The sequence below is a fragment of the Kocuria arenosa genome, assembly GCF_042879215.1.
Classification (GTDB): Bacteria; Actinomycetota; Actinomycetes; order Actinomycetales; family Micrococcaceae; genus Kocuria; species Kocuria arenosa.
Map to the genome: position 1 here is coordinate 89597 of NZ_JBHZTA010000005.1, position 23337 is coordinate 112933.

The following is a 23337-nucleotide window of genomic DNA, read 5'->3' on the forward strand; positions in this document are numbered from 1 at the left end:
AGTAGATCTTCCGTTTGTCGCCCTTGAATGGGCGCCCACAAAATGCGCACGGTTGTAAACCTTTAAGTTTCTTTGCCATGCCTACTGGTCTAATCGTTGCGGAGGCGGGCCGGAATAGGTCGTTTGGCTCATTAGCCATGTCGAAGCTCAGTCTCGCAGCCACATGCCAGAGCATTGCCGTGCTCGTCCTCTTTCCAACCCCCGGCGCATTCATTACAACCCTTGCGAGGCTGTGGAAAACGTGCCCCGGAAGCTGAAGCTGTACGGATTGAGCGGTCGAACTGTACGGGTTTAGGGGTGAAGCTGTCCGGGTCTACTGGGACTGACCCTTTTACAGACCCCTTAACTAACCCTGTATGGGTTTTCCGTACAGCTTTCAGATCGCCCGCCAACAACACTCTGTAGCGATTGAACTGCCCAGGGCCATTTTTGGCAGGTCGCTTCACTTCGAGCTCGCCCATTGCTTCAAGGCGTTTGATGCACTCGGACACTGTGTCTTTATTGCAGTTCACCTTTTCGGCCAAGCGGCGCATGCTTGGATAAGCATTGCGCCCATCATCATCGGCTTCATCGGCAATGGCGAGTAGGACGAGACGTGAATTGCCGGTACTTTCTGAATGCCACCACACTTGCAACATGCACTGAATGCTCATAGGCTGAGCCTTTCTTGTTCGTCGTTGTTCAAGAAGCTAGTTCGGTCAAATGAACTAATCAAGAAACCCCCAGAGCCACCAGGCCGGGGGTTTCTTACGTTTCTATAGCCAGCGATGCAGGTTCGACTGGTATCTTGTGTGCATGACCTCCCACCGCTGCCGCCGCGAGCAACGCCAACGTGTGCTCCTTGTTGAGCGGCGACGGCGCTAGCTACTGGCGTTCCCGCTCAACACCATTCCGGCGTGGTGTAGCGGCAGTCACGGTTGACTTTGGATCAACAAGCCTAGGTTCGATTCCTAGCGCCGGAGCTTTCAAAAGACCCTGCTTGAGGGCCGCTTCGATGTAAGCCCCCGGCATAGGCCCTGGCTATTTGCTGGGACTTCTCTCGTTTCGGGTGGGTCGCCCATGACCCTCCTGCATGATGAGCCAATGGATGACAACAAAGACGTGTTCATGGATGACTTTCTCTGGCCCATCCCCGGCCTCAACATCCTGGCTGGAGGCAGCGACGACAAGCACCACGCGTTTCTGAACTGGCAGGACACCTTGGACATCCGCGAGTTTGGGTATATCTCCGGGTTCCGGCTTGCCGCGGAGGTGATGTATGACTACATCGACAGGACAGGGCGTGACCAGGACCGGCTCGTATTCCCCTTTGGGATGTGCTGGCGTCACCACATCGAGTTGCAGCTGAAAAGCCTTCTCATGGAGCTTCAGCGCTATCAGCGTGAACCAGCCGATGGCCGCCCCACACACGATCTAGCCAAGCTCTGGAAGGACGTGCGAGGGCGCCTTGAAGCAACGCGACCCTATGACACGGCTGACCTAGACACGGTCGAGGGGCTGCTGCATCAGCTTCATGACACTGACCGCACCAATCAGGAATTTCGCTACCCCACCAAGAACGACAAGACGCCGAGCCTTGGCAAGGTGTCGACTTTCGACCTTGCGGCCTTCCACGATTCGATGCTGCGGCTGTCCATCTTCTTCAGCGCTGCGAACACGGCCGTCTACGAGGAAGGCCAAACGCGAGCCGAGATCGAGCAGGAGATGCGGGACGAGTTCGGTGGTTATCAAGACCACTGAGTGAGTGGTGCTCACGCCTCGCTTCGCTCGTTGTGTTCCGAAGCAATTCGTTCCGCTGGCGCTCCACAAATCACTCCGGCTCGGAGGGTGTGGGTACGTCAGTGCCCATTCAGGAATAGTTGCTGCGGAGCGCCGTCAAGTTGTTGGTCGATCCGCAAAAAAGTATGGAAAATTGCGGATTAGGGCTCTCCCCAACGCATGTGTGGCTTGCTGGAGAGGTGCCAGCACTTGCAGGCATTGCAGCGGTAGACCCGCCACTCCTCGCGCCACGGGTTCCGCTCTCCGCACTCCTTGAGCATGGTCAGAGCGACTTTCGCGTCCTTCTTCGCGACGTAGCCCAGCTTGGAGCAACCGGCCATCTCAACGGGGCTTTTTCCGTTTGCCCTTGATGATTGCGTCCCACTCAGCCATCTCTGCCTCGGCCTCTTCGTTCATCTCGGAAAAGCGGACGGAGCTGGCGTCGGGGCTGAGATACTCGTCGGAAGGCAAGTCGCATCCACGGATAGCTGCGGTTGCTTCGGCACACGCAGATACCCATTCAGCAAAGATTTGTTCGCGCTGTTCATGGGTGATCATTTCTGCCGGGCTTGGTAACAGTCGATCCGTGGGGAGGGTGGAGAAGTCCCGCCCCACGATGACGTAGCGCTGTGGTTCCGGTGCAGGCGTGTTGTCCGTCGTCATGGACGGCTCTCGGCATAGAGGCTGTTTTTCAGGAAGCACATCTCCTCCAAGTGCAGTAGCGCGTCCTCCATGGCGCGGTGAGGCTTTGGAACCTCGGGCAACAGCAAGTCGCTACGGCCAACGATGTCGCGCATGGTGCGTCGGAGGATGCCGACGTCGATCGTGTAGTACGCGAAGAACGCCGCCAGCTCCGGCATGTGGGCCTCGAGGAAACGGCGATCAAAGTGCGAGACCCCGGAGCCGGCCAGCACGAAGTCTCCAGGCTCGCCCATGGTGGCGAACATCTCGGCAAGGAACCTGTCCACGTCCTTGGTCGTAAGTGGCGAGTCCAGCAACTCGTCGAGAAGGCCGGAGCTTGTGTGCATGTCGGTCACGAACTCGCTCATGTGTTGCTGCCAGGCCACGCTTTCGGGCTGGATGACGCGGTGGAAGCGGCTTAGTTCGAACAGGTCAGGGGTGGTGATGACTGCGCCGAACTCCAGGATCTCGTGGATGCGGGGGTCGGTGCCGCTGGTCTCGAGGTCCAGCCAAACGTAGTAGCGGGGGTCTTTGCTCATGGGTTCCTTTCGGGGTTAGAGGTCCCCGCGCTTGGCGGGGGAGAGATAGCCGAGTCTGCGGGCCTCGGCGATGTTGTCGTGAATCCAGCGGTGGTGAACGCGGCAAACGGCTAGAAGGTTCTCGGGGGAGTGGTCGTGGCCTTGGCTCTGACGGTCGATGTGGTGTGGGTCTTGGGCCTCATGTACACAGCGGCCGTCCGACCACGCGGGGTCCTTACCTATGGGCCATCGGTACTCGCACCGCCCGCCCGAACGCGCCCAGATGACCCGCTTGGACTGATCGAGTAAGGCTCGGTCCTCTGCGTCCTTCTCAGCCTTGGCCCTGTTGGTCGTCGCACGTTTGATCCAGCCGCCGCGCTGGAGCTGGGTCTTGGACTCCAGCGCGGAATTCCGCTCGAGCGGCTTGTTGCGTTTGGGAGGGCCGCCGGACTTCATCGGCCGCGACGGTTCCCGCGGTCGTCCTGGCCCAGCAGGATGCACAGGAAGCCGAAGCAGATCAGTCCCATGCCGATCACGCCGACCTCGCCCTGCATGGGATTGCCGGACGCAGCGCGTGAGAGGTACCAGTGGATCAGTGCGGCACCGACAGCAAAGGTGACGGCGTAGGCCGAGACGACCAGTATCCGCTTCTGACGCTTCCGTTGTGCCGCGGTCTTGTGCTTCTGCTTCTTTGGCTTCGGCACCCGATTCGCTGGGAGGGTTGGTTCAAAGAGAGGCATCGAGGACCTTCTTCCATCGGTATGACTCGTTAAAGCGGACGGGCGTGGCTACGCCAACTACGTCGTCATACACGCCGACTTCGACAGCCCAGTCCAGAACCTCTGCACGGTTGTAGAACTTCGTCGAAGACTCAGAACGAACAGGGGCAGGGAATCCGTAGTGCTTGTAGCGGAAGATGCTGCGCCGATTCACTCCTAGCAAATCGGCGCATTCTTGGGTGGTTAGCTCGGTCATGCGAACGGCTCCTCGCCCGCCTTGAGTGCCGGTACTGGTTCGTCAGGGTCGGTGCCTACAAAGGAATCGATCAGGGTAGTGAGCTCGGTCTGCTTGGTGAGTGGGACCTTGCCAGGACCAAAGGAGTAATCGGCCTTCCAGTTCTCCATGAGTGCGGCCTTTTCAGCCTTGCTCAGTCCGGCAGCCTTGATGGTGTTCCACAGATCCACGGTGGGTGGCTCGGGGTCTGCTTCATGCGCGTGGTCGCTATCGGCGTCGTCCTTGGCGTCACTGATGCAGAGCGTTTGGAGCAGGGCGTACTTGTACGCCTGCGTGATCGCCTTGTTTGCACCCTTGTCGCTGTTGTCGCGACCTAGACCGAGGACAGGGCCTACTTCAATCTTGTCTGTGATGCCGCCTGGTCCGTACACGGTGTAGCCAACGTGCAGCTGTTCCTCGGTCCAGGGTTTGCCGTTGACAACCAGATCAACGGTCTTGCGCTCTTGAACGTGAGGGACGAACACGATGCCGTACTTTCCGAACAAGCGTTGGGCGTGCGCGGTGATCTGCTCGATGCCTCGATAGTTGTATCCCTGCTGGCTCTTGTTCTCCTTGCCGATGGCAGGTAGTTCTTCCATCACCCTGGCTAGGGCTTGGATGACATTGGTGGGTGTTGTTGCTTCGGTCATGCTTCTAGGTCTTTCGTCTTGGTGGCTTCTGCTGGCAGGCGAATCGCCCACCCTGGCTCGATAATGGTTTCGCTGTATTCGTCGGGGTCAAGGCCGTGGTACTTGAGCGCGGTAGTGCGCCAGGAGGGGTTTGCTGTCTCGGTCAGGAGGCGAAACACCGCTTCTGCTTCGGAGAGCACTTCGCCGGTTTCCTCGTCTGCTTGTCGCTCATTCAGTGCCTTGCGGTAGAGGGTGCGTTGCAGGGATTCGTGATCCCACGCTTTGCGGGTCTTGCGCTTCATGCGCTCTACAGGCCCGACGCCATGAACCTCGACGCGCTTGGCTTCCATGAGGTCGCCTATACGGTTCTCGATTTCGACCTTGCGCTCACGAAGCACCGCAGCGAGACGGGTGACTTCAATAAGCTGCTCGGCTAGTTCCTCGACCGCCTCTAGGGCATCTGTCTCGCTCATTCGTCGTCCTCGGGGTTGCAGTAGTTGTCGTGGTTGTCGCACCAGTTCTGGCATTTGCAGGGCTGGCCGTCGCTTCCGAAGCCGATGACCTTGCCTGTGCCCTGGCAGGGGTAGCAGAAGGGGTCGCCCTTGTAGATGTGCTCGCTCATGCCTCTACCTCGGCGGAGTCGTAGGGGTAGTTGGCGTGACCCCAGCGCGTCTCTACTTCGATCAGCTCGGGGCAGAACCACTCAGCAGGAATGACTGCGGATTTTGCACCAATCGCATACGGCGTAAGCACGATGGTCTTGGTCCATTGCTCGTATCCAGCAAATCGAATCGCTGGGTGCATTTTCTCAATGACCTGGATTAGAGGTGCAGGCTTCTCATCGTCATAGTGAAGGTTTGCACCGCCCTTCTTCATTGCGTCGACAGCAAGAGCAAAGCGTTTCTCTGCGTCGGCTTCTGCTACTTCAAGGCCAGCGGAGAGGCGGCGTAGCTGAGTGATCACTTCCACTGTTGCTTCGGCTAGGTGTGGGTCTACGTTCATCTGTTATCTTTCTGGTAAGTGCTTCTGACGGGGTGCTTGGTTGTTGTTTTCATCGAGCTAGGGCGTCCTTCGGGGCGCTCTTTCTCGTTTCCGGCTCACTTCTCGCCGTAGAGAATCCGCATAAGCGTGCGGCCTGGGCTTCGCTCCAATGCTTCGTTGATTCTCATGAAGCGGTCATAGCCCGGCATGGCCTCTCCACGTACATAGCGATTGATGTCGCATGCGTGGATATTCGTGCGCCGTCCTAGTTCTGACTGGCTCAGCTTGGTCCGTTGAAGTTCGGAATCTAAGAAGTCTCCGAACCGCTTTTTAACTAATGTGTCGTCCATGCGAAATACATTAGCCGCTATTGTTAAGGCGCACTAGCAAAATGAGGTGTTTTCCCTGAAAATAGGTCGATTGACCCATTCTGTTTGATTCTATGCTTTTTGCCTTGACGCAATAGATAAAGCGGATTAGAACAGGGGCATAGAGAAAGCGCGGCAGTTAGTCCCCCCGCTCCTGCCGCGCTTATCTCTTACTCACCTAAGTCTGTGAAGGAGACTCAGATGGCAACAATGAACCTACTGGCCCAGCCACTAACCGAGATCCAAGAAGGGGAGCTCAAGGAGCTGTTCAAAGGCTCGTTCACCCTTCGCAGTGAGGTGTGGGACGACGTCAAGAGCGTGCACAAGTTCCCCAACACGATCGCCCAGCTTGAAACGATCATGGACAACGACACGGGCCTAACTCAGCCCCAGCTCGACGCCTTCCTCGATGAAGTGGAATCCGGTCGGCGCTGCGTCACCTGCGGCGAAGCGGACAAGGGCACCGACGACATGTGCACCGGCTGCGTGCTCGAGCTAGACGAGGCGGTAGGCGCATGAGGCCGGCCGAAGGCTTCGTGGTCTACTCCGGCACTGTCTTCGAGGACGGCAACGGACAGCGCAGCGTCTCGTACTCCTATCTGTCCCGTAGGGGCGGCGGCGACATAGACGAGAGCAAGGCCATCACCGGAGAGCGCGAGTGGCTCCCCATGCTCACCGAGAAGGTAGAGACGTTCTGGACGCGTAAGGATGCTGAACTCACGGCGTCGGTCAACGGCGGCCATGTGGCCGAGCGTGCCCTTCTGGAGCGGGCAGAGAGCATCAACCAGGGCGCCAGTGAGTGGATTCGGCTAGAGCCTGGCGACGAGGGTATGGGCCTGTGACGACGCCCGAGCAAGAGATTGCCGCGGTCATGTGGGAATCCGAATCAGCCCAAGAAGGCTGGGGTCCAGCGGCGGCAGGGCTTGAGGAACACGAATGCCTGGAGATGGGAGACGCCGTGTGCGAGTACCTCCGCAATCACCCCGAGGTTCTACGACTGCTCATGCCGGAAGGGTGGAAGGTGCTTGCGCCAGTCGCGGAAGGCGAGTTCGTAAGCGATGTCGTCGTACTGACAGAAATGCATGTGGTGCGGCTTCAGCCCGGCGACAAGCCTTACCTCGAGCTTCCAGCGCCGATGCACGAGGGCTGAGCGCCGGAGCTGTGGACAAATCCGGGCACTCCCGGACATGTGATGAACGTCATGAACGGACTTGATGCGGTTGCAAGTTACGGCGAACTACTGCCTACTGCGGTGCATTGTGGTTGGGCCTGTGGACAGCCGAACCACAAGAAGGCCGCTACGGGTCGGCCGAATGGCCGTCCCGTGAAACGGACCCGTAAACTGAGTGCAAGAGCAAACGACGAGGCCCAGCTTCGTACTTGCTCTGGCAAGGAAGCTGGGCTCGGGTGTCTTTACTTGGACGTGCAGACACCCAAAGACTAGCGCGACGGTGGGGCCAGATGCCTCCGTGTCGTCGGCGAGTTGCGTCACGTTACATGGCGCTGCTTGACATTCCTTGTCGTCCACTCTGGAACGACCTTAGGAAACAACTTGCTTCTGAATATCCACAAGCCTGGGGAGAAGTGCGCCCGGACTGCCCTGTACGCCCTACGCGATAAGAAGTTTCGCGGGACGGGACTGTCTGAGTTCGTGCAAGAGGGGCGTTGCTTCCCCAAGGCTGGGCCCGGCGACACCTACTGGCCCGTGCTCGACCTGTAGCTAGAGCGGCTGGCCCTCTCGCGTTGAGGGGGCCAGCCACACCCTTCACACGTCGATGCCTTGCTCTTGTAGCCGACGAGCAGACGTAGCGGCGACGATCTCGGCTTCCATGCGCCTCATCAGCTCGGGATCGACTGTCCACCTGAGGTCGCCGTCGCACCAGCGCTGAACGCATCGGGGGAGCGGGAACGGCATTTCGCGGACCAGGGTTCGCAGTGAAGTAGTCATGGCCTTGCTCTTTCCTTTTAGAAGTGGAGGCGCCGGCTTGTGGAGTTCTTGAGGCGCGCACGTTCCTGCTGCGCCTTGGCTTCGTCCCGTGGCGGCAACGGGTCGATCCAGTAGTTCGGCCCGTCCTCGTCGTCGTTCTTCTTGATGCGTTTGCCGTTCTCGTCGTAGAGGCGGCGACCGAAGGGATACCAGCGGTCATCCCAAGGCTCATCAAAGCTTGTCGCCGTGCGCGCGTTTTCGGGTTCTCGATGATGAATGCGCCGACTGTTCTCGCCTGGCGTCACTACTTCTAGGTGCGAGTAGGCATTGACGCACCACTTCACTTCGCACATGTGATCGACCACCAACTGGCCCGAAACGTAGAGGCCGTTGACAAGCATCCAGGCAGCTCGATGGGCACCGACCATCCCGCGGTCCCAGTAGAAGTAGCCGTACCGAGACTGGTCAGGGTTGTAAGGACCGTGCCAGGGCCAACACGCATCTACACCGCCTGAGCTATCCACGTAGGCCCAGAACTTCTCGTTGCGTCGGTAGCGCACCTTGGGTTCTACGCCAGGGAACTCGTAGAGCGTGTCCCCGCCTCCAGGCACCTTGCGCCACTCGGTCGGCTTTATGGGGCCGTACAACGCCTCTCTCTCCCGGCGCTTGTACTCGCGTTTCCGCTCTCTCTTCCACTCCTCGAGCTGCCATTCGTTGAGGTGGTCGATGCCGAGATTGCGTCGGCGCGTGGCCGCTGCCTTGGCCGCTCTCTCTTGGTTCTTGCGATCCCGCTCCTGGCGCTCAGCCACCCGTTGCCTGTCCAGTTCTCGGTTGCGGCGCCGAGTCTCCGTGCTCTTGGCGATGTGTTCTTCGCGCTGCTCGGGCGTGAGGTTCTGCCAAAAGCGACGGAGTGCTTCTGCCCCCTTGCGGGAGGTCTCATCCATCTCTCGCCCATGATCCGTACTCATGCACTCAATGGTCCGGGATCGGGTGGAAGGTGTCGGCTGACAACGACTAACGACGACGAATTGGTGCACGATCGGTGCACGCAGACATCGACCAGGGACGACTGTTGACGACCGTCAACGACTAGCAAAAGCCCCGGAATTTCAAGGGTTTCGACCGCCGCCCGCGTAGTTGCAGGAGGTGTCATGAAGGCCGCTTCAACGTCTGAGCCGGCCGGGCGATCCGCGCCGGCGCGCGGGTCATTCGGGCCCGGGCCGCCTGCGGTTCCGCTTGGTCTCGGAGCGCCGGCGCTTTCCTTCGATCCGTCGACGCCGCGAGCCGCTCGTGGGCCGGGTCGATCGCCGGACAACCGGAGGAACCACTGCCTCGCGCAGAAGTGCGGCGAGACGCTGTCGTGCCGCGGTCCTGTTCTGTCGCTGGGAACGATGCTCGGCGGCGCTCACGGTCAGCACTGTGCCCGAGAGTCTGCCGGCGAGCTGGTCGAGGGCGCGTGCGCGCTGCACGTCGCTCAGCGCTGTCGTCGTGGCCAGGTCGAGAGAGAGCTGCACCCGTGAGTCGGTGGTGTTGACGCCCTGGCCGCCCGGTCCGGAAGCATGGGAGAACTGCTCGGCCAGCTCTCCCGCCGGCACCTTGAGGCCGCGGGGAGCGCCGGGGCCCGGGGGCACGTGCAGATCGTCCACCCGACGATTGTCCCGCACCTGCGACGTGGGCGCCGCTGGTCGGTCCGGGGGCGGGTCCTGCTGGTTCCCGATGTGCTCGCCGGTGATGCTGTCGACCGTGCCGGTCGGGCCAGTCGTCGGGGAGGGCGCGGCGGCTCAGCCGATCGTGACGAACCGGTGCTTGACGTCCTCGGCCTGGTGCACCGCGGAGCGCCATCCCGCGGTCACGCCGCCCGTCGTGAAGAAGGTCGTCTCGATGACGAGCAGAGGGCTACCCGCGGGCACGCCGAAGGTCTCCGCGTGCTCGGCGGTCCTCCGTCCTCCCGGCCGGTCAGCGTGCCGGCTGGGGGGCGGTCTCCGTCCCCGGGGCCGGGGCGCCGGCCACGATCCTCAGATCGGTGAGATCCGCGCCCTCGAGGTGCGGCAGGACCTGGGTGGCCAGCAGGGACAGGGCCGTGCCGTACGCTCCGGTCCTCGTCCCGGCCTCCACGGTCATCCGGAGGCAGACGCCCTGCGCCCCGCTGCTCCGGGCGACGCAGTGCGCCGCCGCGACGATCCGGCTCAGGGCGCCGACCGCGGAGACGTCCACCCGGCGGGTCGTCCTGACCGTCGCCTCGGCGGTCCACGTGCTCACGGAGTGCCGCCGGCCGGGAAGCCCACCGGCTGCTGATCCCGGGACGGGACCAGCGCGGTGATCCGCACCGGGCCGGTGACCGGCTGCACCTCGTCGAGGCTCCAGCGCAGGAGGTCCACGGCCGCGGGCTCCGCTTCCAGGGCCTCGTGCAGGTCCACGGTGAGGTCCGACCCGGGGAACAGCGCCCTGGCGCGGACCGCGAGCGGCGCCAGCGCCTTCTGGCTGGTGCCGGTCAGCGGGCCCGTGACGACCAGAGTCACGTGCCGGCCGTCCAGATCGATCCGGACCAGCACCGAGAGCCGGTCGCCCCCCGGTGCTCGTCCTCGCGCGGTGGGCGCACGCAGCTCGGCCCCTGTCGTCATGTCGGTCATGGTCTCTCCCCCGTCGGTGCGGCTGCGACAGGGTCCCGGTCCCACGCCCTGGGCCCGCGCCGTCCACGACGCCGCGACGGTCCGCCCTGCCTGCCCGCACCACCATCGTCGGCGCGCCGAGGGGCCGGACGCCAGGGTGACCATCGGACGAGTGCGTTCTCCGGCTCGTCGGTGCTCTGCGCGGCACCCGGGCGCACGGAGCCGGTGCGCCCGGGGGCAGCGGCCCCGGCGCACGCGGCAGCGTCTACTGCGGGGAGTCGGTGACGTCCTCCGGCGGGGCCTCCGCCCCGAGGTAGTCCTCGATGTCCACCAGCACGGCAGGGCCGGACTGCGCCACCTGCAGCGCGACGGCGAGGCTCGCCACGTCGTCGTCGTCCAGGAGCTGGTCGGGCAGGTCCACGGCGTAGCGGGCCTCGCCGTCGACGAGCACGGGCGTGATGTGGGCGGGGCCGCTCGTGAGGTCGACGACGGTCGCGGGGGCGACCACCTCGACGTCCTCGGGCGCCGGGCGGTCGTCGGGCGGTGCGGGAGAGCTCATGGGATCCGTCCTGTCGTTCGGGGTGCTGTCAGGCTACTGCCTGATGCCGTCCGCGCCGTGGACCGGCCTAGCATGGGTGTCATGGCGCACCCGATCATGTTCGACGGCGACGACCCGGCGCTGGCCCGCGTGCGATCGATCTGCCTCGCGCTGCCCGGGGCGCAGGAGAGGACCTCCCACGGCCGACCGTGGTTCTGCACGAGGACCGGCTTCGCGGTGTACGGCGGCACGCTGCGGGGGGACGTCTCCACCGCCTTCGACGCGGCACTGCTGGTCAAGGCCGATCCGCAGGAGCGCCCCGCCCTGCTGGCCGGCGCGCGGTTCTTCGAACCGGCGTACCTGTGGCCCTCGGGCTGGGTCGGGATGGACCTGTCCCCGGCGGGCACCGACTGGGCCGAGGCCGCCGAGCTCGTCGAGACGTCCTACCGGCTCACGGCGCCGCGCCGCCTGGTGCGAGAGCTCGACGCCCGCCGCTGATGGCCCGGACCGGCGGGCGTCCCCGGGGGATCAGCGCAGCGCACGCTTGATGTCGGCGCGCTCCTTCTCGAGCTTGCGCACCCGGTGGCCCAGCTTGAAGAGCCGCACGGAGCCGACGAGGCCCATGATGAGGGCACCGGCGACGGCCGCCAGCAGCATGGCGACGCCGAGGGGCAGGCTGAACTCCCAGCCCATGTAGTTGAAGACCGCCGGGACGTTGTTCTGCAGGATGAAGACCAGCAGCAGGATCAGGATCAGCAGGCCGAGGATCAGGGCGGTCCACATGGCCCCCGAGATGCCCTGCTTCTGGTGCTCGTCCAGCGCGGGGTCCGTGCCCACCTGCGGCCGGACGGCCGGCTCACGGCCGGCCGCCGGGCGGTCCGCGGCGGACGCGTCCGGCGCGGGGACCCGCGGGTCCTCCCCGGGGGAGGGATCGGGCCGGTGCGGGTCGGAGGATGCTGGGGTGCGGGCCATGACGGTTCTCTCCCTGGTCGCGGACGGGTCGCGGAGACCCTGTGCTCCTCACGGTAGTCCTGGTCGGCGCGGCGCTGAAGACCCGTCGGCGCTCAGCGGGTCGTGCACGACCGCCGGAGAAAGCGGCGCACCTCGGCGGCGACCAGCGCGAGCGTGTCCTCCTGGCCCACGGGCCCGGACCGGCGGACCGTCATGGCGTGGTCCGCCCCCTCCACCGGGACGACGGCGACCTCCGGCGCGCCGTCCACGGCGGCCACGACCTCGTCCGCCGAGCCGAAGACGTCCCGCGTGCCCTGCAGCACGAGCACGGGGACCGCGGGGCGCAGCAGCTCCTCGGCCCGCGAGCGCTCCGGCCGGCCCGGCGGGTGCAGGGGGAAGGCCAGGCAGACGACGGCGGACGCGCCCACCGCGGCGGCCGTCCGGCACGCCACGCGCGCCCCGGCACTGCGGCCCCCGACAACCACGGGCAGCCCGTCCGCCAGCTCGGTCACGGCCGGCGCGGCGGCCAGCCACCCGGCGTCGAGGGCGGCCGGACGGGGAGCGATCCTCCGGCCGGCGAGCACCCACGGCTGCTCGTGGCGCACCACCGTGATGCCGTGACGGGGGAGCTCGTCGGCGAGAGCGCCGAGGTCCTGGGCACCGGCGCCCCCGCCCGCGCCGTGCCCGAGCCACAGCAGCGCCGCGGGGGTCTCGGCGGGGGAGACCAGGAGGCGTCCCGGTCCGGTCCCGGTGGGCACGATGAGCTCGGTGGGTCGGGGCATGGCCACCACGGTAGCCCGGCGGGCACCCAGGGCCCGTGGTGCTCGCCCGGCGGTGCGCGGCCTAGCATGTGGCCATGGCATCCCCGAACGCGTCCGGCGGCGCCCGGCCGAGCCGGGCGGACCTCGAGGCCGCCCGGAACACGACCCTGCCCGACCTGCTCGGCCCGGACCTGCGACTGCTGATCTGCGGCATCAACCCGAGCCTGTGGGCCGCGGCCACCCAGGCGCACTTCGCCCGGCCCGGCAACCGGTTCTGGCCGGCCCTGCACGACGCCGGGCTCACCGGCCGGCTGGTGGACTGCTCGGCCGGGATGAGCGCGGAGGACCGGGCGCACGTCCTGGGCCGGGGCCTCGGCATCACGAACCTGGTGCGCCGGGCCACCGCCCGGGCCGACGAGCTGGACCCCGCCGAGTTCGTGGCCGGCCGGGAGCGGCTGGCGGAGCTCGTCGCCGAGCTGCGCCCCGCCGTCGTCGCGGTCGCCGGGGTCACCGCCTACCGGCACGCCTTCGCGGACCCGGGGGCCGCGCTCGGGCGGCAGGACCGGGAGCTGGCCGGGGCGCAGCTGTGGGCGCTGCCGAGCCCCAGCGGGCTCAACGCCCACGCGTCCCGGGCGAGCCTCGCGGCCGCGTTCGCCGAGGCCGGCCGGGCGGCGGGCATTCCGGCCGCCCGGGCGCTCCCGTGACCCGGTCCCGGCCGCGGCGGGCGCCGCACGCGCCTCAGACGAACAGGAGCAGGCTCACCGCCATGACCGCCATCCCGGCCACCAGCCCGTAGACCGACAGGTGGTGCTCGCCGTACTCCTGGGCCGTGGGCAGCAGCTTGTCCAGGGAGATGAACACCATGATCCCGGCCACGCTCGCGAACACGACGCCGAAGAGGACGTCGTCGAGGAAGGGGAGCAGGACGAGGTACCCGAGCACCCCGCCGACGGGCTCCGCCAGGCCCGAGAGGAACGCCCAGCGGAAGGCCTTCCGGCGGCTGCCCGTGGCGTGGTAGATGGGCACCGCCACGGAGATCCCCTCGGGGATGTTGTGCAGCGCGATGGCCACGACCACCGGGATCGCCACGGACGGCTCCTGCATGGCCGCCACGAACGTCGCGAAGCCCTCGGGGAAGTTGTGGACGGCGATCGCCACCGCGGTCATCGTCCCCATCCGCATGAGCCGGCGCTGCCGTCCGGCGTCGTCGTGCGGGTACTCGTGCGGGTTGGCGCGGGCGGGCACGAGCCGGTCGATGATCGCGATCAGGAGGATCCCCGCGAAGAACCCGCCCGCCGTGGCCCACGCCCCGGAGCGCGCCCCGAGCTCCGCGACCAGGGCGACCTGGGCCTTGACGAAGATCTCGATCATGGACACGTAGATCATCACCCCGGCCGAGAAGCCGAGGCTCACCGCCAGGAACTTGGCGTCGGTGCGCTTGGTGACCAGGGACAGGAAGGCGCCCACGCCCGTGGCCAGCCCCGCGAACAGTGTCAGGCCGAAGGCGAACAGCAGCTCGTTCACGGGCGTGTCGACTCCGTTCGTGGGCGGGGTGGGGCGCTCGCAGTCTAGCGAACGGCACGGGCGCCCTCGGGGGCCCTTCTGCGGTGCGCCAGAATGGTCCGATGACGACTTCCTCCGGGCACGTCCCGGGAACTGGCGGCCGCCCGGTGGTTGTCCCGGCCGGGCTCGCCGACCGCTACACGACCGCGTGGGAGCTGGTCCCGGACGGGCCGGCGCGGGACGATGACGGGGCCCTGATCCTGCCGGTGCGCACCCGCGCTCGGGAGCCGGCCGTGCTGCGGCTCTCCCCGCCGCGGCCCGGCGCCGAGCACGAGCACCTGGCCCTGCGCGTGTGGGCCGGCCGCGGGGCCGTGCAGCTGCTCCGGGCGGAGCCCGCGGACCGGGCGCTGCTGCTCGAACGGACCGCCGACCGGGACCTGCACGACCTGCCGGTGCTCGAGGCCTGCCGCGTGCTCGGCGAGCTGACCCGGGTCCTCGCCCGCCCGGCGCGGCCCCCGTTCCCGCGCCTGTCCGCGACCGCCCGGCGGTGGCAGACGGAGCTGGAGGGAGCCGTGGACCTGGACGCCCGGTTCCCGCGCCGCTTCCGGCTCCAGGCCGTCCGGAGCCTCGAGCGGCTCCGGCGCGACGAGCTGGACGCGGCGCTCGTGCACCAGGACCTGCACTACGGTGCCGTCCGTGCGTCGGCGCGCGCCCCGTGGCTGGCCACCGGGGCCGACGCGGTGGTCGGCACCCCGGAGTTCGCGCTGGTCCCCGCCCTGTGGCACCGCGCGGACGAGGCCGGCCGCGGCGGGGTCCTGGCCGCGGCCCTGGCGGACCGGATGGAGGCCCTCGCCCTCGCGGCCGGCGCCGACGACGAGCGCCTCCGGGCGTGGGCGCTCGTCCGGTGCGCGGTGGCGGCCCGGGACGAGGTCGCCCGTCCCACCGGGGCCCCGCACCGCGAGGTCAGCCGGCTGGTCCAGCTGTGCAAGGCGCTGCAGCGGGGCGCCTGAGGCAACGTCCACCGGGGCCGGGGCCGGGGCCAGGGCCGGAGCCGATGTCAGGACCCGGGACCCGCACCCGGCCCACACCTCGGCTCAGGAGGCGGGGGAGCGGCGGAAGCCCAGGTCCGCGGCGAGCGGGCGCCACGCCGCCACGAGCAGGGTGAGCGCGGTGGGCACGAGGACCGGGAAGCCCACGGCCAGGTAGCCCAGGGCGCCGAGCACCCCGCCGGCGAAGAACAGTCCCACGAGCGCGGCCAGCAGCCGGAGCTTCCCGGCGTCGCCGGTCACGGGGTCCGCGTCCGCGAGCCGGTTGCGGTAGAGGAACTTGCCGAGCTCGATGCCGATGTCCGTGACCATGCCCGTCACGTGGGTGGTGCGGATCTGGGCGCCCGAGATCTTGGTGATCACGGCGTTCTGCAGTCCCATGGTGAACGCGAGCACCGGGACGAAGAGGAGGTCCAGGTGCACCCAGGCGAGGCTCTCGGCCAGGAGCCCGAAGGCGAGCATGAGCAGGCCCTCGAACAGCAGGACGTTGGCGTAGCGGCTGTGCAGCCCGCGGCGCCGCGCCCAGTTGAACATCAGCGCGCAGCACGCGGCCCCGCACGTGAAGGCGACGACGGCCAGCACGCCGAGCGCCACGAGCCGCAGGTCGCCCAGCACGAGGTGGTCCGCGACCATCGCGGTGAGACCCGTCATGTGGGAGGTGTACACGGCCACGGCCACGAAGCCCACGGAGTTGAGCACTCCGGCCACCAGGGCGAGCAGGCAGGCGAGGTGCCGGTTGAGGGCGGGGGTGCGGCGGGGTCCCGCGACGTTGAGCAGGTAGCGGTCGATCCGGGCCCTCATGCCGCGAGCCTAGCCCCGGAACGCCCCGGAACGCCCCGGGCCGCGTCGCCGGGAGGACCGTCGCAGGAGTGCGCGCCCCGCCCGGCCGCGGTCAGTCGGCCCGGCGGCCGAGGGCCTCGACGGTCTCGGCGGCCAGGGCGAGGCCGGCGCCGCTGTAGAGGTTGAAGACCGTCCGGACCCCGTGCCCGCGCAGCTCCTGCACCTCGTCGTCGTACTGCGCCACGGCGGCCACGGCCCCGTCGAAGCCCGTGGCGCTCAGCTGCTGGAGGGCCGCGAGGTTGGAGCCGTGGAAGGGCATGGCCAGCACGGCGACCTTCACGTGGCCGGTCGCGATCACCCGCTCCCAGAACTCCTGGTCGGTCGCGTCGGCCTCCTGGACGTCGACCCCCTGCGCCCGCAGCCGCTCCACGCGGTCCGTGGCGTTCTCGATGCCCACCACGGAGTAGCCGTGCTCCTCGGCGAGCTCCCGGTAGGCCGCCTGCCCCACCCTGCCCATGCCGAGCACGAGCACCTCGGCGTGGCTGATGTCGATGGGACGGTCCTCCGGGTGCAGCCGGTCGTCCGGGTGCTCGGGAAGCCGGCGGGCGAGGGTGCTGGTCAGGGAGGAGCCGCGCCGGTTGAGCAGGGCCGAGACCACGAAGCTCAGGGCGACCGCCACGGAGAGCATCACCAGCCAGTCCTCGTCGAACAGCCCGGCAGAGACGCCGATGGCCCCCACGATGAGGGCGAACTCCGAGTGGTTGCCCAGGGCCAGACCCGTCCGGAGGCAGGTGCGGCGGCGCAGCCCGAACAGCCACAGCAGCAGCACGAACAGCATCGCCTGCACCGGCAGGAGGCCCAGCAGCAGCACGCCCATGGCGACCATCTCGAGGGTCGGCATCCCGTGGAAGCCGATCGAGACGAAGAACGCGACCAGCAGCAGGTCCTTGAGGGTGAACAGGGTCCGGGACAGCTCCCCGGCGTTGGCGTGGGAGGCCAGGAGCATGCCGACCAGCAGCGCCCCGAGGTCCCCTTTCAGGCCCACGGCGGAGAAGGCGACGTAGCCGGGCACCAGGGCCATGAGGACCCCGAACAGGGCCTGCATCTCCCCGTGGCCGATGCGGTCCCAGATCCGGCGGAACAGCCACGCCGCCGGCAGCAGCAGCACGAGGGCCAGGGCCCACGGGCTCGGCGGCTGCTCGCTCGTGGCGGTGATGAACGCGACGGCGGCGACGTCCTGGATGATGAGGATGCCGATCGCCACGCGCCCGTAGAGGGACGTGGTCTCGCTGCGCTCCTCGAGCACCTTGAACACCAGCACGGTGCTCGAGAAGGACAGGGCGAACCCGGCCAGCAGCAGCGCGCGGAGGTCCTCGCCCGGCAGCTGCAGCCCCACCAGCATGAGCAGGCCCAGGAGTCCGGCTCCGAGCGCGGTGCTCAGGACCATGTGGATCCCGGCCGTTCCCCAGATCTCCTTGCGCAGCAGGGACCGGGCGTCGAGCTTGAGCCCGATGCCGAAGAGCATCAGGGTCACCCCGACGTCGGCCAGCTGGTCGAGCACGGGGAGCCGCTCCACGCCCAGGCCGTTGAGCACGAACCCCGCCGCGAGGAACCCGATCAGCGGCGGCAGGCGCGCGAGGACGGCCACAGCACCGGCCCCGAAGGCGACGACGAGATACACGGCGACCGTGGACACAGGCAGCTCCCTCGCCGTCCGGTGGTGGGACCCTCCCAGTCTAGAGCGAGTTCGGGCCCGCTCCCGGGACCCTCCGGGGCGCCCGGCGACCCGGACCGCCTACAGTGGTCGCAGCACTGGGCAGCGAGGGAAGGACCGGAGCATGCACGAGAGCCAGGGGCCCGCCGGCGCGACGTCCGCGCCGACGCGGTCCCAGCGGCTGGACCGGCTGCCGTTCACCACCGAGCACCGGAAGCTGCTGGTCGGCTCCGGCGTCGGCTGGGCCCTGGACGCCATGGACGTGGGCCTGATCTCCTTCGTGATGGCCGCCCTCGCCCAGGAGTGGGGCCTGGGCTCCGGGCAGCTGTCCCTGCTGGCGTCGATCGGCTTCGTGGGCATGGCCGTGGGCGCCAGCCTCGGCGGGCTCCTGGCCGACCGGCTCGGCCGGCGCCAGGTCTTCGCCCTGACCCTGCTCGTCTACGGCACGGCCACCGGCGCGTCCGCGCTCGTCGGCTCCCTCGCTGCGCTCGTGATCCTGCGCTTCGTGGTGGGCCTCGGCCTCGGCGCCGAGCTGCCCGTCGCCTCCACCCTCGTCTCCGAGTACGCCCCCCGGCGGATCCGCGGCCGCGTGGTGGTGGTCCTCGAGTCCTTCTGGGCCGTCGGCTGGATCCTCGCCGCGCTCGTGGGCTACTTCGTGGTGCCGTCCTCCCCGGACGGCTGGCGCTGGGCGCTCGTGGTGGGTCTCGTGCCGGCCCTCTACGCCGTGGTCGTGCGCCGGGCCCTGCCGGAGTCCGTGCACTTCCTCGAGCACCGGGGCCGGACCGACGAGGCCGAGGCCGCGGTGCGCCGGTTCGAACGGGCCCGGCCCCTGGGCCGCTCCCGGGCCGAGACCGCCGCGCAGGCCCGGGCCGCCGAGGAGACCGGCCCGGGCCTGGCGGAGGAGGCGACGGCGATCTGGGGGCCGTCCCTGCGGCGGCGCACGTCGGCGCTGTGGACCGTCTGGTTCTGCATCAACTTCGCCTACTACGGGGCGTTCACCTGGCTGCCCACGCTGCTGCTCCAGCAGGGCCTCACCCTGACGACGTCCTTCGGCTACGTCCTGGTCATCACGCTCGCCCAGCTCCCCGGCTACGCCGCGGCCGCCTGGCTCATCGAGGTCTGGGGCCGGCGGATCACGCTGGCCGTGTTCCTCGGGGGCTCCGCGGTGAGCGCCCTGCTCTTCGGCATCGTGTCGATGGGCAGCATCGTGCTCCCGTGGCAGGTGATCGGCTCCGGCATGGCGCTGTCCTTCTTCAACCTGGGCGCGTGGGGCGCGCTGTACGCGATCGGCCCCGAGCTCTATCCCACCGCGCTGCGCGGGACGGGGACCGGGGCGGCGGCCGCCTTCGGCCGGGTCGCCTCGATCCTGGCCCCGCTGACCGTGCCGGCGCTGCTCGCGCTCGGCGGGGAGCGCTACGACGTCGTCACCGTCTTCGCCGTCTTCGGCGCCGCCTTCCTCGTGGCCGCGCTCTCCGCGTTCGCCCTGCCCGAGCAGCGGGGACGGGCCCTGCGGTGACCTCCCCGACCGTCCTGACCGACCGCGAGATCGGCCTCGCGCGGCTCGCGGCCCACGGGCTCGTGCGCCCGCAGGACGTGGCGCCCGAGGACGTGGTGCGGAGCCTCGGGGCCGTCCAGGCGCAGGACCTGCCCGGCGCCCTGGTGTCGGTCGGCCTGCGGCGGGCCGGCGGGTCCCACGGACTGCGGCAGGCCTTCGAGGACGGCCGGATCGTGCGGACCTGGCCCATGCGCGGCACCCTGCACCTGGTCCCGGCGGAGGACCTGCGCGAGTGGCTCGCGGTGCTGGGCCCCCGCACCGTCGCCTCGACGGCCGCCCGGCGCCGGGCCCTGGGCATCGACGAGCGGCTCGACGCGGCCCGGGAGTCCGCGCTCGCCGCGCTGCGCCACGGCCCGCAGCACCGCGAGCGCCTGCACGCCGCGTGGGAGGAGGCCGGGCTGCTGGGGGAGCCGGGCCGGGCCTACCACCTGATGCTCGCCCTGCACCTGGACGCGACCCTGTGCCTGGGCCCGCTGACCGCGGACGGACGGGACCAGCTGGTCGTGCCCGTCGCGGACTGGGTCCCGGCGGCGGGGGAGGGGACCGCCGAGGCCGGGACGGGCGCCGGCGGCACCCCGCCCGTCGTCGCGCGCTGGGTGCGCCGGTACCTGCGCGGCCACGGCCCGGCCTCCGTCGCGGACGCCGCCCGGTGGGCCGCGCTGCCGCGGTCCGCGGTGCGGGCCGCGCTGGCGGGGACGGACGGTGTCGTGGCGGTGCACGACCGCGCCGGCCACGAGCTGTGGTGCGCCCCCGAGGTGCTCGAGGGCCCCGCACCCGGCGACCGCCGGGCCGCCGGGGTCTTCCTGCTGCCGCCCTTCGACGAGTACGTCCTGGGCTACGGGGACCGGTCCCACGTGCTGGCCCCGGACCACGCGACCCGGATCGTCCCCGGCGGCAACGGGGTCTTCAAGCCCACCCTCGTGGCGGGCGGGCGGATCGTGGGGACCTGGGGGCGCGTGCGCCGCGCCGGCGGAGCCGAGCTCGCGCTCGACCCGTTCGAGGAGCTCTCGCCCGCCCGCCGCCGGGCCGCCGAGCGGGCCTTCGCGCGGCTGCCGGCCCTCTGAGCCGAGACGAAGCCGGTATGGGTCCCGGGGCCCGGGAGGTGGTCCGGCTCACCCCGCGCTCGCTAGGGTGGGCCCATGATCAATCCCGCTCGCCTGCACTCGGACCTCTCCCGCCTCGGCCGCGAGACCGAGATGTTCCTGGCCACCACCGCGTCCCTGTCCGACGACGAGCTGGCCGCTCCCTCGCTGTGCGACGGCTGGCGCCGCGCCGACGTCGTCGCCCACATCGCCTCCAACGGGCGTGCCCTCGTCAAGCTCGTCGACTGGGCCGTCACGGGGCAGGAGCAGGCCCCCTACGCGTCCATGGAGGCCCGCAACCAGGACATCGCCGAGCTGGCCGCCCTGCCCCGCGAGGAGCTGGTCGAGAAGGCGCGCGAGTCCGCGTCCTACTTCGCCGAGCAGGCCCAGCGGCTGGCCGGGGAGCTCGCGGTCGAGGAGGTGCACCTGCACGGCAAGCAGATCCCCGCGACCTCCATCGTGGCGCTGCGCATCGCCGAGGTCGTCGTCCACCACCACGACCTCGACACCGCCTGGACCATCGAGGAGGCCGACCCCGACTCGCTGCTCAACGCCCTCGAGGCCGCCGTGCGCACCATGCGCGCCAAGGGCGCGCCCGGCATGACGCTGGTGACGGAGGAGCGCGACGAGTGGGTGATCGGCGACGGCGCCCTGCGCGTCGAGTCCGACCGGGAGGGCCTGCTCGAGTGGCTGGCCCGCGGCGACGGCGAGAACGTCGAGGCCGACGGCCCGCTGCCGGTGCTGCCCGCCTGGTGACAGCACGCCCCGGGCGCGGCGGGACTCCCCTGAGCCGCCCGGGACGCGGCGACCGGGGGAGTCGGCGGGGTCACAGGCCCCCGGGGTGCCGCCCGAGCGGCCCCGCGGGGTAGAATGGTCTACGGCCCGCTGAGCGGGCGCTCCCGCCCGGGTCCCTCCGGGTGCGCGGCGGCGCCCCGGCCGCACCCATCGGGAGGGCTGCACCTCCCCCCGCATCTCCACCCGAAGAGAGACCCACGCGTATGCCTGTCACCTCCACCACCGCCCAGCGCGCCGACCTCCGCAACGTGGCCATCGTGGCCCACGTCGACCACGGCAAGACCACCATCGTGGACGCGATGCTCCAGCAGACGCACGCGTTCTCCTCCCACGGTGAGGTCGAGGAGCGCGTGATGGACTCCGGTGACCTGGAGCGCGAGAAGGGGATCACGATCCTCGCCAAGAACACCACGGTGTTCTACGACGGTCCCTCCGCGGAGGGGGAGACCATCACCATCAACGTCATCGACACCCCCGGCCACGCCGACTTCGGCGGCGAGGTCGAGCGCGGCCTGTCCATGGTCGACGGCGTCGTGCTGCTGGTGGACGCCTCCGAGGGCCCGCTGCCGCAGACCCGCTTCGTGCTGCGCAAGGCCCTCGAGGCCAAGCTCCCCGTCATCCTCGTGGTCAACAAGGTCGACCGTCCGGACGCCCGGATCGAGGAGGTCGTGCACGAGTCCATGGACCTGCTGCTGGGCCTGGCCTCGGACATCTCCGAGGACGAGCCGGACCTCGACCTGGACGCCGTCCTGGACGTGCCCGTGGTCTACGCCGCGGGCCGTGACGGCCGGGCCTCCCTGTCGCAGCCCGAGAACGGCGGCCTGCCGGACAACGAGGACCTCGAGCCGCTGTTCGCGACGATCATCAAGCACGTCCCCGCGCCCTCCTACGACCCCGAGGGCGTGCTCCAGGCGCACGTGACCAACCTGGACGCCTCCCCGTTCCTGGGCCGTCTCGCCCTGCTGCGCATCTTCAACGGCACCCTCAAGAAGGGCCAGACCGTGGCCTGGGCGCGCGCGAACGGCGAGCTCAAGAACGTGCGGATCTCCGAGCTGCTGGCCACCAAGGGCCTGGACCGCGTCCCGGCCGAGTCCGCCGGCCCCGGCGAGATCGTGGCCGTGGCCGGGATCGAGGACATCACCATCGGCGAGACCCTCACCGACCCGGAGAACCCCCAGCCCCTGCCGCTGATCACGGTGGACGACCCCGCGATCTCCATGACCATCGGCATCAACACCTCCCCGCTGGCCGGGCGCACCAAGGGCACCAAGGTCACGGCCCGCCAGGTCAAGGACCGCCTCGACAAGGAGCTCGTCGGCAACGTCTCGCTCAAGGTGCTCCCCACCCAGCGTCCCGACGCCTGGGAGGTCCAGGGCCGCGGCGAGCTGGCGCTGGCGATCCTCGTGGAGCAGATGCGCCGCGAGGGCTTCGAGCTCACCGCGGGCAAGCCCCAGGTCGTGACGAAGATCGTCGACGGCAAGGTGCACGAGCCCTACGAGCACATGACCATCGACGTGCCCGACGAGTTCCTCGGCGCCGTGACGCAGCTGATGGCCGGGCGCAAGGGCCGCATGGAGGCCATGGCCAACCACGGCACCGGCTGGGTGCGGATGGAGTTCAAGGTCCCCGCCCGCGGGCTGATCGGCTTCCGCACCAGGTTCCTCACCGAGACCCGCGGCGCCGGCATCGCGTCGTCCTACGCCGACGGCTACGAGCCGTGGGCCGGGGACATCGAGTACCGCACCAACGGCTCGATGATCGCCGACCGCGCCGGCGTGGTCACCCCGTTCGCCATGATCAACCTCCAGGAGCGCGGGTCCTTCTTCGTGGAGCCGACCTCCGAGGTCTACCAGGGCATGATCGTGGGCGAGAACTCGCGCGCCGACGACATGGACGTGAACATCACGAAGGAGAAGAAGCTCACCAACATGCGTGCGGCCTCCTCCGACACCTTCGAGAACCTCACGCCCCCGCGCAAGCTGACCCTCGAGGAGTCCCTCGAGTTCGCCCGCGAGGACGAGTGCGTGGAGGTCACCCCGGACGCCATCCGGATCCGCAAAGTCGTCCTCGACGCCAACGAGCGGATGAAGGCGCACCGGGCCCGGGCCCGCGCCTGACCCCGGACCGCACCAGCACAGCGCAGCAGGC

General features: G+C 68.6%; 33 protein-coding genes and 1 tRNA gene. 12 read left to right on the forward strand and 22 right to left on the reverse strand.

What is annotated here, in order from left to right; genetic code table 11:
- Positions 1-131: 131 nt before the first annotated feature.
- Entirely contained in the window at positions 132-653 is a 522-nt protein-coding gene (locus tag ACFYE3_RS10220; protein WP_387608709.1) for a helix-turn-helix domain-containing protein, read from the reverse strand.
- A 237-nt stretch (positions 654-890) separates the two neighbouring features.
- Between ACFYE3_RS10220 and ACFYE3_RS10225 the strand changes: the two genes are divergently transcribed.
- Both ACFYE3_RS10225 and ACFYE3_RS10230 read left to right on the forward strand, forming a co-directional pair.
- A tRNA-Gln gene (locus ACFYE3_RS10225) sits at positions 891-962 on the forward strand.
- 97 nt (positions 963-1059) lie between these two features.
- On the forward strand, positions 1060-1740 hold the full coding sequence (locus ACFYE3_RS10230) for a hypothetical protein (protein ID WP_387608712.1): 681 nt from the start codon (positions 1060-1062) through the stop codon (positions 1738-1740).
- 360 nt (positions 1741-2100) lie between these two features.
- Here ACFYE3_RS10230 and ACFYE3_RS10235 read toward each other — a convergent pair whose 3' ends face one another.
- The 9 genes from ACFYE3_RS10235 to ACFYE3_RS10275 form a co-directional block, all read right to left on the reverse strand.
- Positions 2101-2421, reverse strand: coding sequence for a hypothetical protein (locus ACFYE3_RS10235; RefSeq protein ID WP_387608714.1), 321 nt, complete (start codon positions 2419-2421; stop codon positions 2101-2103).
- On the reverse strand, positions 2418-2978 hold the full coding sequence (locus ACFYE3_RS10240; protein WP_387608716.1) for an exonuclease domain-containing protein: 561 nt from the start codon (positions 2976-2978) through the stop codon (positions 2418-2420). The genes ACFYE3_RS10235 and ACFYE3_RS10240 overlap by 4 nt, the downstream gene beginning before the upstream one ends.
- Before the next feature lie 431 nt (positions 2979-3409).
- A complete protein-coding gene (locus ACFYE3_RS10245) occupies positions 3410-3697 on the reverse strand; it encodes a hypothetical protein (protein ID WP_387608718.1) in 288 nt (95 codons plus the stop codon).
- On the reverse strand, positions 3684-3932 hold the full coding sequence (locus ACFYE3_RS10250; RefSeq protein WP_387608720.1) for a helix-turn-helix transcriptional regulator: 249 nt from the start codon (positions 3930-3932) through the stop codon (positions 3684-3686). The genes ACFYE3_RS10245 and ACFYE3_RS10250 overlap by 14 nt, the downstream gene beginning before the upstream one ends.
- Positions 3929-4600, reverse strand: coding sequence for an ERF family protein (locus tag ACFYE3_RS10255; RefSeq protein WP_387608722.1), 672 nt, complete (start codon positions 4598-4600; stop codon positions 3929-3931). The genes ACFYE3_RS10250 and ACFYE3_RS10255 overlap by 4 nt, the downstream gene beginning before the upstream one ends.
- Positions 4597-5052, reverse strand: coding sequence for a hypothetical protein (locus tag ACFYE3_RS10260; protein WP_387608724.1), 456 nt, complete (start codon positions 5050-5052; stop codon positions 4597-4599). The genes ACFYE3_RS10255 and ACFYE3_RS10260 overlap by 4 nt, the downstream gene beginning before the upstream one ends.
- Positions 5049-5201: a hypothetical protein gene (locus tag ACFYE3_RS10265; protein WP_387608725.1), complete on the reverse strand. Its 153-nt coding sequence runs from the start codon at positions 5199-5201 to the stop codon at positions 5049-5051. Before ACFYE3_RS10265 ends, ACFYE3_RS10260 begins: the two co-directional genes overlap by 4 nt.
- Positions 5198-5581 carry a hypothetical protein gene (locus ACFYE3_RS10270; RefSeq protein ID WP_387608727.1) on the reverse strand — a complete coding sequence of 128 codons (384 nt, stop codon included), beginning with the start codon at positions 5579-5581 and terminating at the stop codon, positions 5198-5200. Before ACFYE3_RS10270 ends, ACFYE3_RS10265 begins: the two co-directional genes overlap by 4 nt.
- Before the next feature lie 95 nt (positions 5582-5676).
- Positions 5677-5910, reverse strand: coding sequence for a helix-turn-helix domain-containing protein (locus tag ACFYE3_RS10275; protein ID WP_387608729.1), 234 nt, complete (start codon positions 5908-5910; stop codon positions 5677-5679).
- A 219-nt stretch (positions 5911-6129) separates the two neighbouring features.
- Between ACFYE3_RS10275 and ACFYE3_RS10280 the strand changes: the two genes are divergently transcribed.
- From ACFYE3_RS10280 to ACFYE3_RS10290, 3 genes are read left to right on the forward strand one after another with little or no spacing between them, the layout of a single operon-like run.
- Positions 6130-6447 carry a hypothetical protein gene (locus ACFYE3_RS10280; RefSeq protein WP_387608730.1) on the forward strand — a complete coding sequence of 106 codons (318 nt, stop codon included), beginning with the start codon at positions 6130-6132 and terminating at the stop codon, positions 6445-6447.
- Positions 6444-6770: a hypothetical protein gene (locus ACFYE3_RS10285; protein WP_387608732.1), complete on the forward strand. Its 327-nt coding sequence runs from the start codon at positions 6444-6446 to the stop codon at positions 6768-6770. Before ACFYE3_RS10280 ends, ACFYE3_RS10285 begins: the two co-directional genes overlap by 4 nt.
- The gene (locus ACFYE3_RS10290) at positions 6767-7078 is read left to right on the forward strand and encodes a hypothetical protein (protein WP_387608733.1); all 312 of its coding nucleotides are present in this window, start codon (positions 6767-6769) and stop codon (positions 7076-7078) included. The genes ACFYE3_RS10285 and ACFYE3_RS10290 overlap by 4 nt, the downstream gene beginning before the upstream one ends.
- A 615-nt stretch (positions 7079-7693) precedes the next feature.
- Here ACFYE3_RS10290 and ACFYE3_RS10295 read toward each other — a convergent pair.
- The 7 genes from ACFYE3_RS10295 to ACFYE3_RS10325 form a co-directional block, all read right to left on the reverse strand.
- Entirely contained in the window at positions 7694-7876 is a 183-nt protein-coding gene (locus tag ACFYE3_RS10295; protein WP_387608735.1) for a hypothetical protein, read from the reverse strand.
- A 17-nt stretch (positions 7877-7893) separates the two neighbouring features.
- A complete protein-coding gene (locus ACFYE3_RS10300; RefSeq protein ID WP_387608737.1) occupies positions 7894-8799 on the reverse strand; it encodes an HNH endonuclease in 906 nt (301 codons plus the stop codon).
- Between the two features lie 261 nt (positions 8800-9060).
- Complete coding sequence (gene arfB / locus ACFYE3_RS10305) at positions 9061-9501, reverse strand: alternative ribosome rescue aminoacyl-tRNA hydrolase ArfB (protein ID WP_387608738.1); 441 nt, start codon at positions 9499-9501, stop codon at positions 9061-9063.
- Positions 9502-9636: 135 nt separating this feature from the next.
- Entirely contained in the window at positions 9637-9765 is a 129-nt protein-coding gene (locus ACFYE3_RS10310; RefSeq protein WP_387608741.1) for a hypothetical protein, read from the reverse strand.
- 46 nt (positions 9766-9811) lie between these two features.
- Positions 9812-10114 (reverse strand): hypothetical protein, encoded by a 303-nt coding sequence (locus tag ACFYE3_RS10315; RefSeq protein WP_387608743.1) that lies wholly within the window; start codon positions 10112-10114, stop codon positions 9812-9814.
- Positions 10111-10485: a hypothetical protein gene (locus tag ACFYE3_RS10320; protein ID WP_387608745.1), complete on the reverse strand. Its 375-nt coding sequence runs from the start codon at positions 10483-10485 to the stop codon at positions 10111-10113. The genes ACFYE3_RS10315 and ACFYE3_RS10320 overlap by 4 nt, the downstream gene beginning before the upstream one ends.
- A gap of 244 nt (positions 10486-10729) precedes the next feature.
- Positions 10730-11023, reverse strand: a complete 294-nt coding sequence (locus ACFYE3_RS10325; RefSeq protein ID WP_387608747.1) for a hypothetical protein — start codon at positions 11021-11023, stop codon at positions 10730-10732.
- Positions 11024-11104: 81 nt separating this feature from the next.
- Here ACFYE3_RS10325 and ACFYE3_RS10330 point away from each other — a divergent pair, with 81 nt between their 5' ends.
- A complete protein-coding gene (locus ACFYE3_RS10330) occupies positions 11105-11500 on the forward strand; it encodes an MmcQ/YjbR family DNA-binding protein (RefSeq protein ID WP_387608749.1) in 396 nt (131 codons plus the stop codon).
- Positions 11501-11530: 30 nt separating this feature from the next.
- Here ACFYE3_RS10330 and ACFYE3_RS10335 read toward each other — a convergent pair whose 3' ends face one another.
- On the reverse strand, positions 11531-11974 hold the full coding sequence (locus ACFYE3_RS10335) for a LapA family protein (RefSeq protein WP_387608751.1): 444 nt from the start codon (positions 11972-11974) through the stop codon (positions 11531-11533).
- A gap of 92 nt (positions 11975-12066) precedes the next feature.
- Entirely contained in the window at positions 12067-12735 is a 669-nt protein-coding gene (locus ACFYE3_RS10340; protein WP_387608753.1) for an alpha/beta hydrolase family protein, read from the reverse strand.
- A 74-nt stretch (positions 12736-12809) separates the two neighbouring features.
- Between ACFYE3_RS10340 and ACFYE3_RS10345 the strand changes: the two genes are divergently transcribed.
- Complete coding sequence (locus ACFYE3_RS10345; RefSeq protein WP_387608756.1) at positions 12810-13418, forward strand: mismatch-specific DNA-glycosylase; 609 nt, start codon at positions 12810-12812, stop codon at positions 13416-13418.
- 34 nt (positions 13419-13452) lie between these two features.
- On the opposite strand, the gene zupT is transcribed toward ACFYE3_RS10345, so the two are convergent.
- The gene (gene zupT / locus ACFYE3_RS10350; RefSeq protein ID WP_387608758.1) at positions 13453-14238 is read right to left on the reverse strand and encodes a zinc transporter ZupT; all 786 of its coding nucleotides are present in this window, start codon (positions 14236-14238) and stop codon (positions 13453-13455) included.
- Between the two features lie 101 nt (positions 14239-14339).
- Between zupT and ACFYE3_RS10355 the strand changes: the two genes are divergently transcribed.
- Positions 14340-15227 carry an aminoglycoside phosphotransferase family protein gene (locus ACFYE3_RS10355; RefSeq protein WP_387608761.1) on the forward strand — a complete coding sequence of 296 codons (888 nt, stop codon included), beginning with the start codon at positions 14340-14342 and terminating at the stop codon, positions 15225-15227.
- Between the two features lie 84 nt (positions 15228-15311).
- Here ACFYE3_RS10355 and ACFYE3_RS10360 read toward each other — a convergent pair whose 3' ends face one another.
- A complete protein-coding gene (locus ACFYE3_RS10360) occupies positions 15312-16064 on the reverse strand; it encodes a YoaK family protein (RefSeq protein WP_387608763.1) in 753 nt (250 codons plus the stop codon).
- A 91-nt stretch (positions 16065-16155) separates the two neighbouring features.
- On the reverse strand, positions 16156-17739 hold the full coding sequence (locus ACFYE3_RS10365; RefSeq protein WP_387608765.1) for a cation:proton antiporter domain-containing protein: 1584 nt from the start codon (positions 17737-17739) through the stop codon (positions 16156-16158).
- A 142-nt stretch (positions 17740-17881) separates the two neighbouring features.
- Here ACFYE3_RS10365 and ACFYE3_RS10370 point away from each other — a divergent pair, with 142 nt between their 5' ends.
- From ACFYE3_RS10370 to typA, 4 genes are all read left to right on the forward strand, one after another.
- Positions 17882-19273, forward strand: coding sequence for an MFS transporter (locus ACFYE3_RS10370; RefSeq protein WP_387608767.1), 1392 nt, complete (start codon positions 17882-17884; stop codon positions 19271-19273).
- Positions 19270-20376 carry a winged helix DNA-binding domain-containing protein gene (locus ACFYE3_RS10375; RefSeq protein WP_387608768.1) on the forward strand — a complete coding sequence of 369 codons (1107 nt, stop codon included), beginning with the start codon at positions 19270-19272 and terminating at the stop codon, positions 20374-20376. Before ACFYE3_RS10370 ends, ACFYE3_RS10375 begins: the two co-directional genes overlap by 4 nt.
- Before the next feature lie 75 nt (positions 20377-20451).
- A complete protein-coding gene (locus tag ACFYE3_RS10380; RefSeq protein ID WP_387608770.1) occupies positions 20452-21150 on the forward strand; it encodes a maleylpyruvate isomerase family mycothiol-dependent enzyme in 699 nt (232 codons plus the stop codon).
- A 242-nt stretch (positions 21151-21392) separates the two neighbouring features.
- On the forward strand, positions 21393-23306 hold the full coding sequence (typA, locus tag ACFYE3_RS10385) for a translational GTPase TypA (protein ID WP_387608773.1): 1914 nt from the start codon (positions 21393-21395) through the stop codon (positions 23304-23306).
- The last annotated feature ends 31 nt before the right edge of the window (positions 23307-23337 follow it).

Excerpts from the sequence above, each read along its gene's own strand:
- ACFYE3_RS10220 (WP_387608709.1), bottom strand. The coding sequence starts at position 653 with ATGAGCATTCAGTGCATGTTGCAAGTGTGGTGGCATTCAGAAAGTACC.
- ACFYE3_RS10230 (WP_387608712.1), top strand. The coding sequence starts at position 1,060 with ATGACCCTCCTGCATGATGAGCCAATGGATGACAACAAAGACGTGTTC.
- ACFYE3_RS10235 (WP_387608714.1), bottom strand. The coding sequence starts at position 2,421 with ATGACGACGGACAACACGCCTGCACCGGAACCACAGCGCTACGTCATC.
- ACFYE3_RS10240 (WP_387608716.1), bottom strand. The coding sequence starts at position 2,978 with ATGAGCAAAGACCCCCGCTACTACGTTTGGCTGGACCTCGAGACCAGC.
- ACFYE3_RS10245 (WP_387608718.1), bottom strand. The coding sequence starts at position 3,697 with ATGCCTCTCTTTGAACCAACCCTCCCAGCGAATCGGGTGCCGAAGCCA.
- ACFYE3_RS10250 (WP_387608720.1), bottom strand. The coding sequence starts at position 3,932 with ATGACCGAGCTAACCACCCAAGAATGCGCCGATTTGCTAGGAGTGAAT.
- ACFYE3_RS10255 (WP_387608722.1), bottom strand. The coding sequence starts at position 4,600 with ATGACCGAAGCAACAACACCCACCAATGTCATCCAAGCCCTAGCCAGG.
- ACFYE3_RS10260 (WP_387608724.1), bottom strand. The coding sequence starts at position 5,052 with ATGAGCGAGACAGATGCCCTAGAGGCGGTCGAGGAACTAGCCGAGCAG.
- ACFYE3_RS10265 (WP_387608725.1), bottom strand. The coding sequence starts at position 5,201 with ATGAGCGAGCACATCTACAAGGGCGACCCCTTCTGCTACCCCTGCCAG.
- ACFYE3_RS10270 (WP_387608727.1), bottom strand. The coding sequence starts at position 5,581 with ATGAACGTAGACCCACACCTAGCCGAAGCAACAGTGGAAGTGATCACT.
- ACFYE3_RS10275 (WP_387608729.1), bottom strand. The coding sequence starts at position 5,910 with ATGGACGACACATTAGTTAAAAAGCGGTTCGGAGACTTCTTAGATTCC.
- ACFYE3_RS10280 (WP_387608730.1), top strand. The coding sequence starts at position 6,130 with ATGGCAACAATGAACCTACTGGCCCAGCCACTAACCGAGATCCAAGAA.
- ACFYE3_RS10285 (WP_387608732.1), top strand. The coding sequence starts at position 6,444 with ATGAGGCCGGCCGAAGGCTTCGTGGTCTACTCCGGCACTGTCTTCGAG.
- ACFYE3_RS10295 (WP_387608735.1), bottom strand. The coding sequence starts at position 7,876 with ATGACTACTTCACTGCGAACCCTGGTCCGCGAAATGCCGTTCCCGCTC.
- ACFYE3_RS10300 (WP_387608737.1), bottom strand. The coding sequence starts at position 8,799 with ATGGATGAGACCTCCCGCAAGGGGGCAGAAGCACTCCGTCGCTTTTGG.
- ACFYE3_RS10320 (WP_387608745.1), bottom strand. The coding sequence starts at position 10,485 with ATGACCGACATGACGACAGGGGCCGAGCTGCGTGCGCCCACCGCGCGA.
- ACFYE3_RS10325 (WP_387608747.1), bottom strand. The coding sequence starts at position 11,023 with ATGAGCTCTCCCGCACCGCCCGACGACCGCCCGGCGCCCGAGGACGTC.
- ACFYE3_RS10330 (WP_387608749.1), top strand. The coding sequence starts at position 11,105 with ATGGCGCACCCGATCATGTTCGACGGCGACGACCCGGCGCTGGCCCGC.
- ACFYE3_RS10335 (WP_387608751.1), bottom strand. The coding sequence starts at position 11,974 with ATGGCCCGCACCCCAGCATCCTCCGACCCGCACCGGCCCGATCCCTCC.
- ACFYE3_RS10340 (WP_387608753.1), bottom strand. The coding sequence starts at position 12,735 with ATGCCCCGACCCACCGAGCTCATCGTGCCCACCGGGACCGGACCGGGA.
- ACFYE3_RS10345 (WP_387608756.1), top strand. The coding sequence starts at position 12,810 with ATGGCATCCCCGAACGCGTCCGGCGGCGCCCGGCCGAGCCGGGCGGAC.
- ACFYE3_RS10355 (WP_387608761.1), top strand. The coding sequence starts at position 14,340 with ATGACGACTTCCTCCGGGCACGTCCCGGGAACTGGCGGCCGCCCGGTG.
- ACFYE3_RS10360 (WP_387608763.1), bottom strand. The coding sequence starts at position 16,064 with ATGAGGGCCCGGATCGACCGCTACCTGCTCAACGTCGCGGGACCCCGC.
- ACFYE3_RS10370 (WP_387608767.1), top strand. The coding sequence starts at position 17,882 with ATGCACGAGAGCCAGGGGCCCGCCGGCGCGACGTCCGCGCCGACGCGG.
- ACFYE3_RS10380 (WP_387608770.1), top strand. The coding sequence starts at position 20,452 with ATGATCAATCCCGCTCGCCTGCACTCGGACCTCTCCCGCCTCGGCCGC.
- typA (WP_387608773.1), top strand. The coding sequence starts at position 21,393 with ATGCCTGTCACCTCCACCACCGCCCAGCGCGCCGACCTCCGCAACGTG.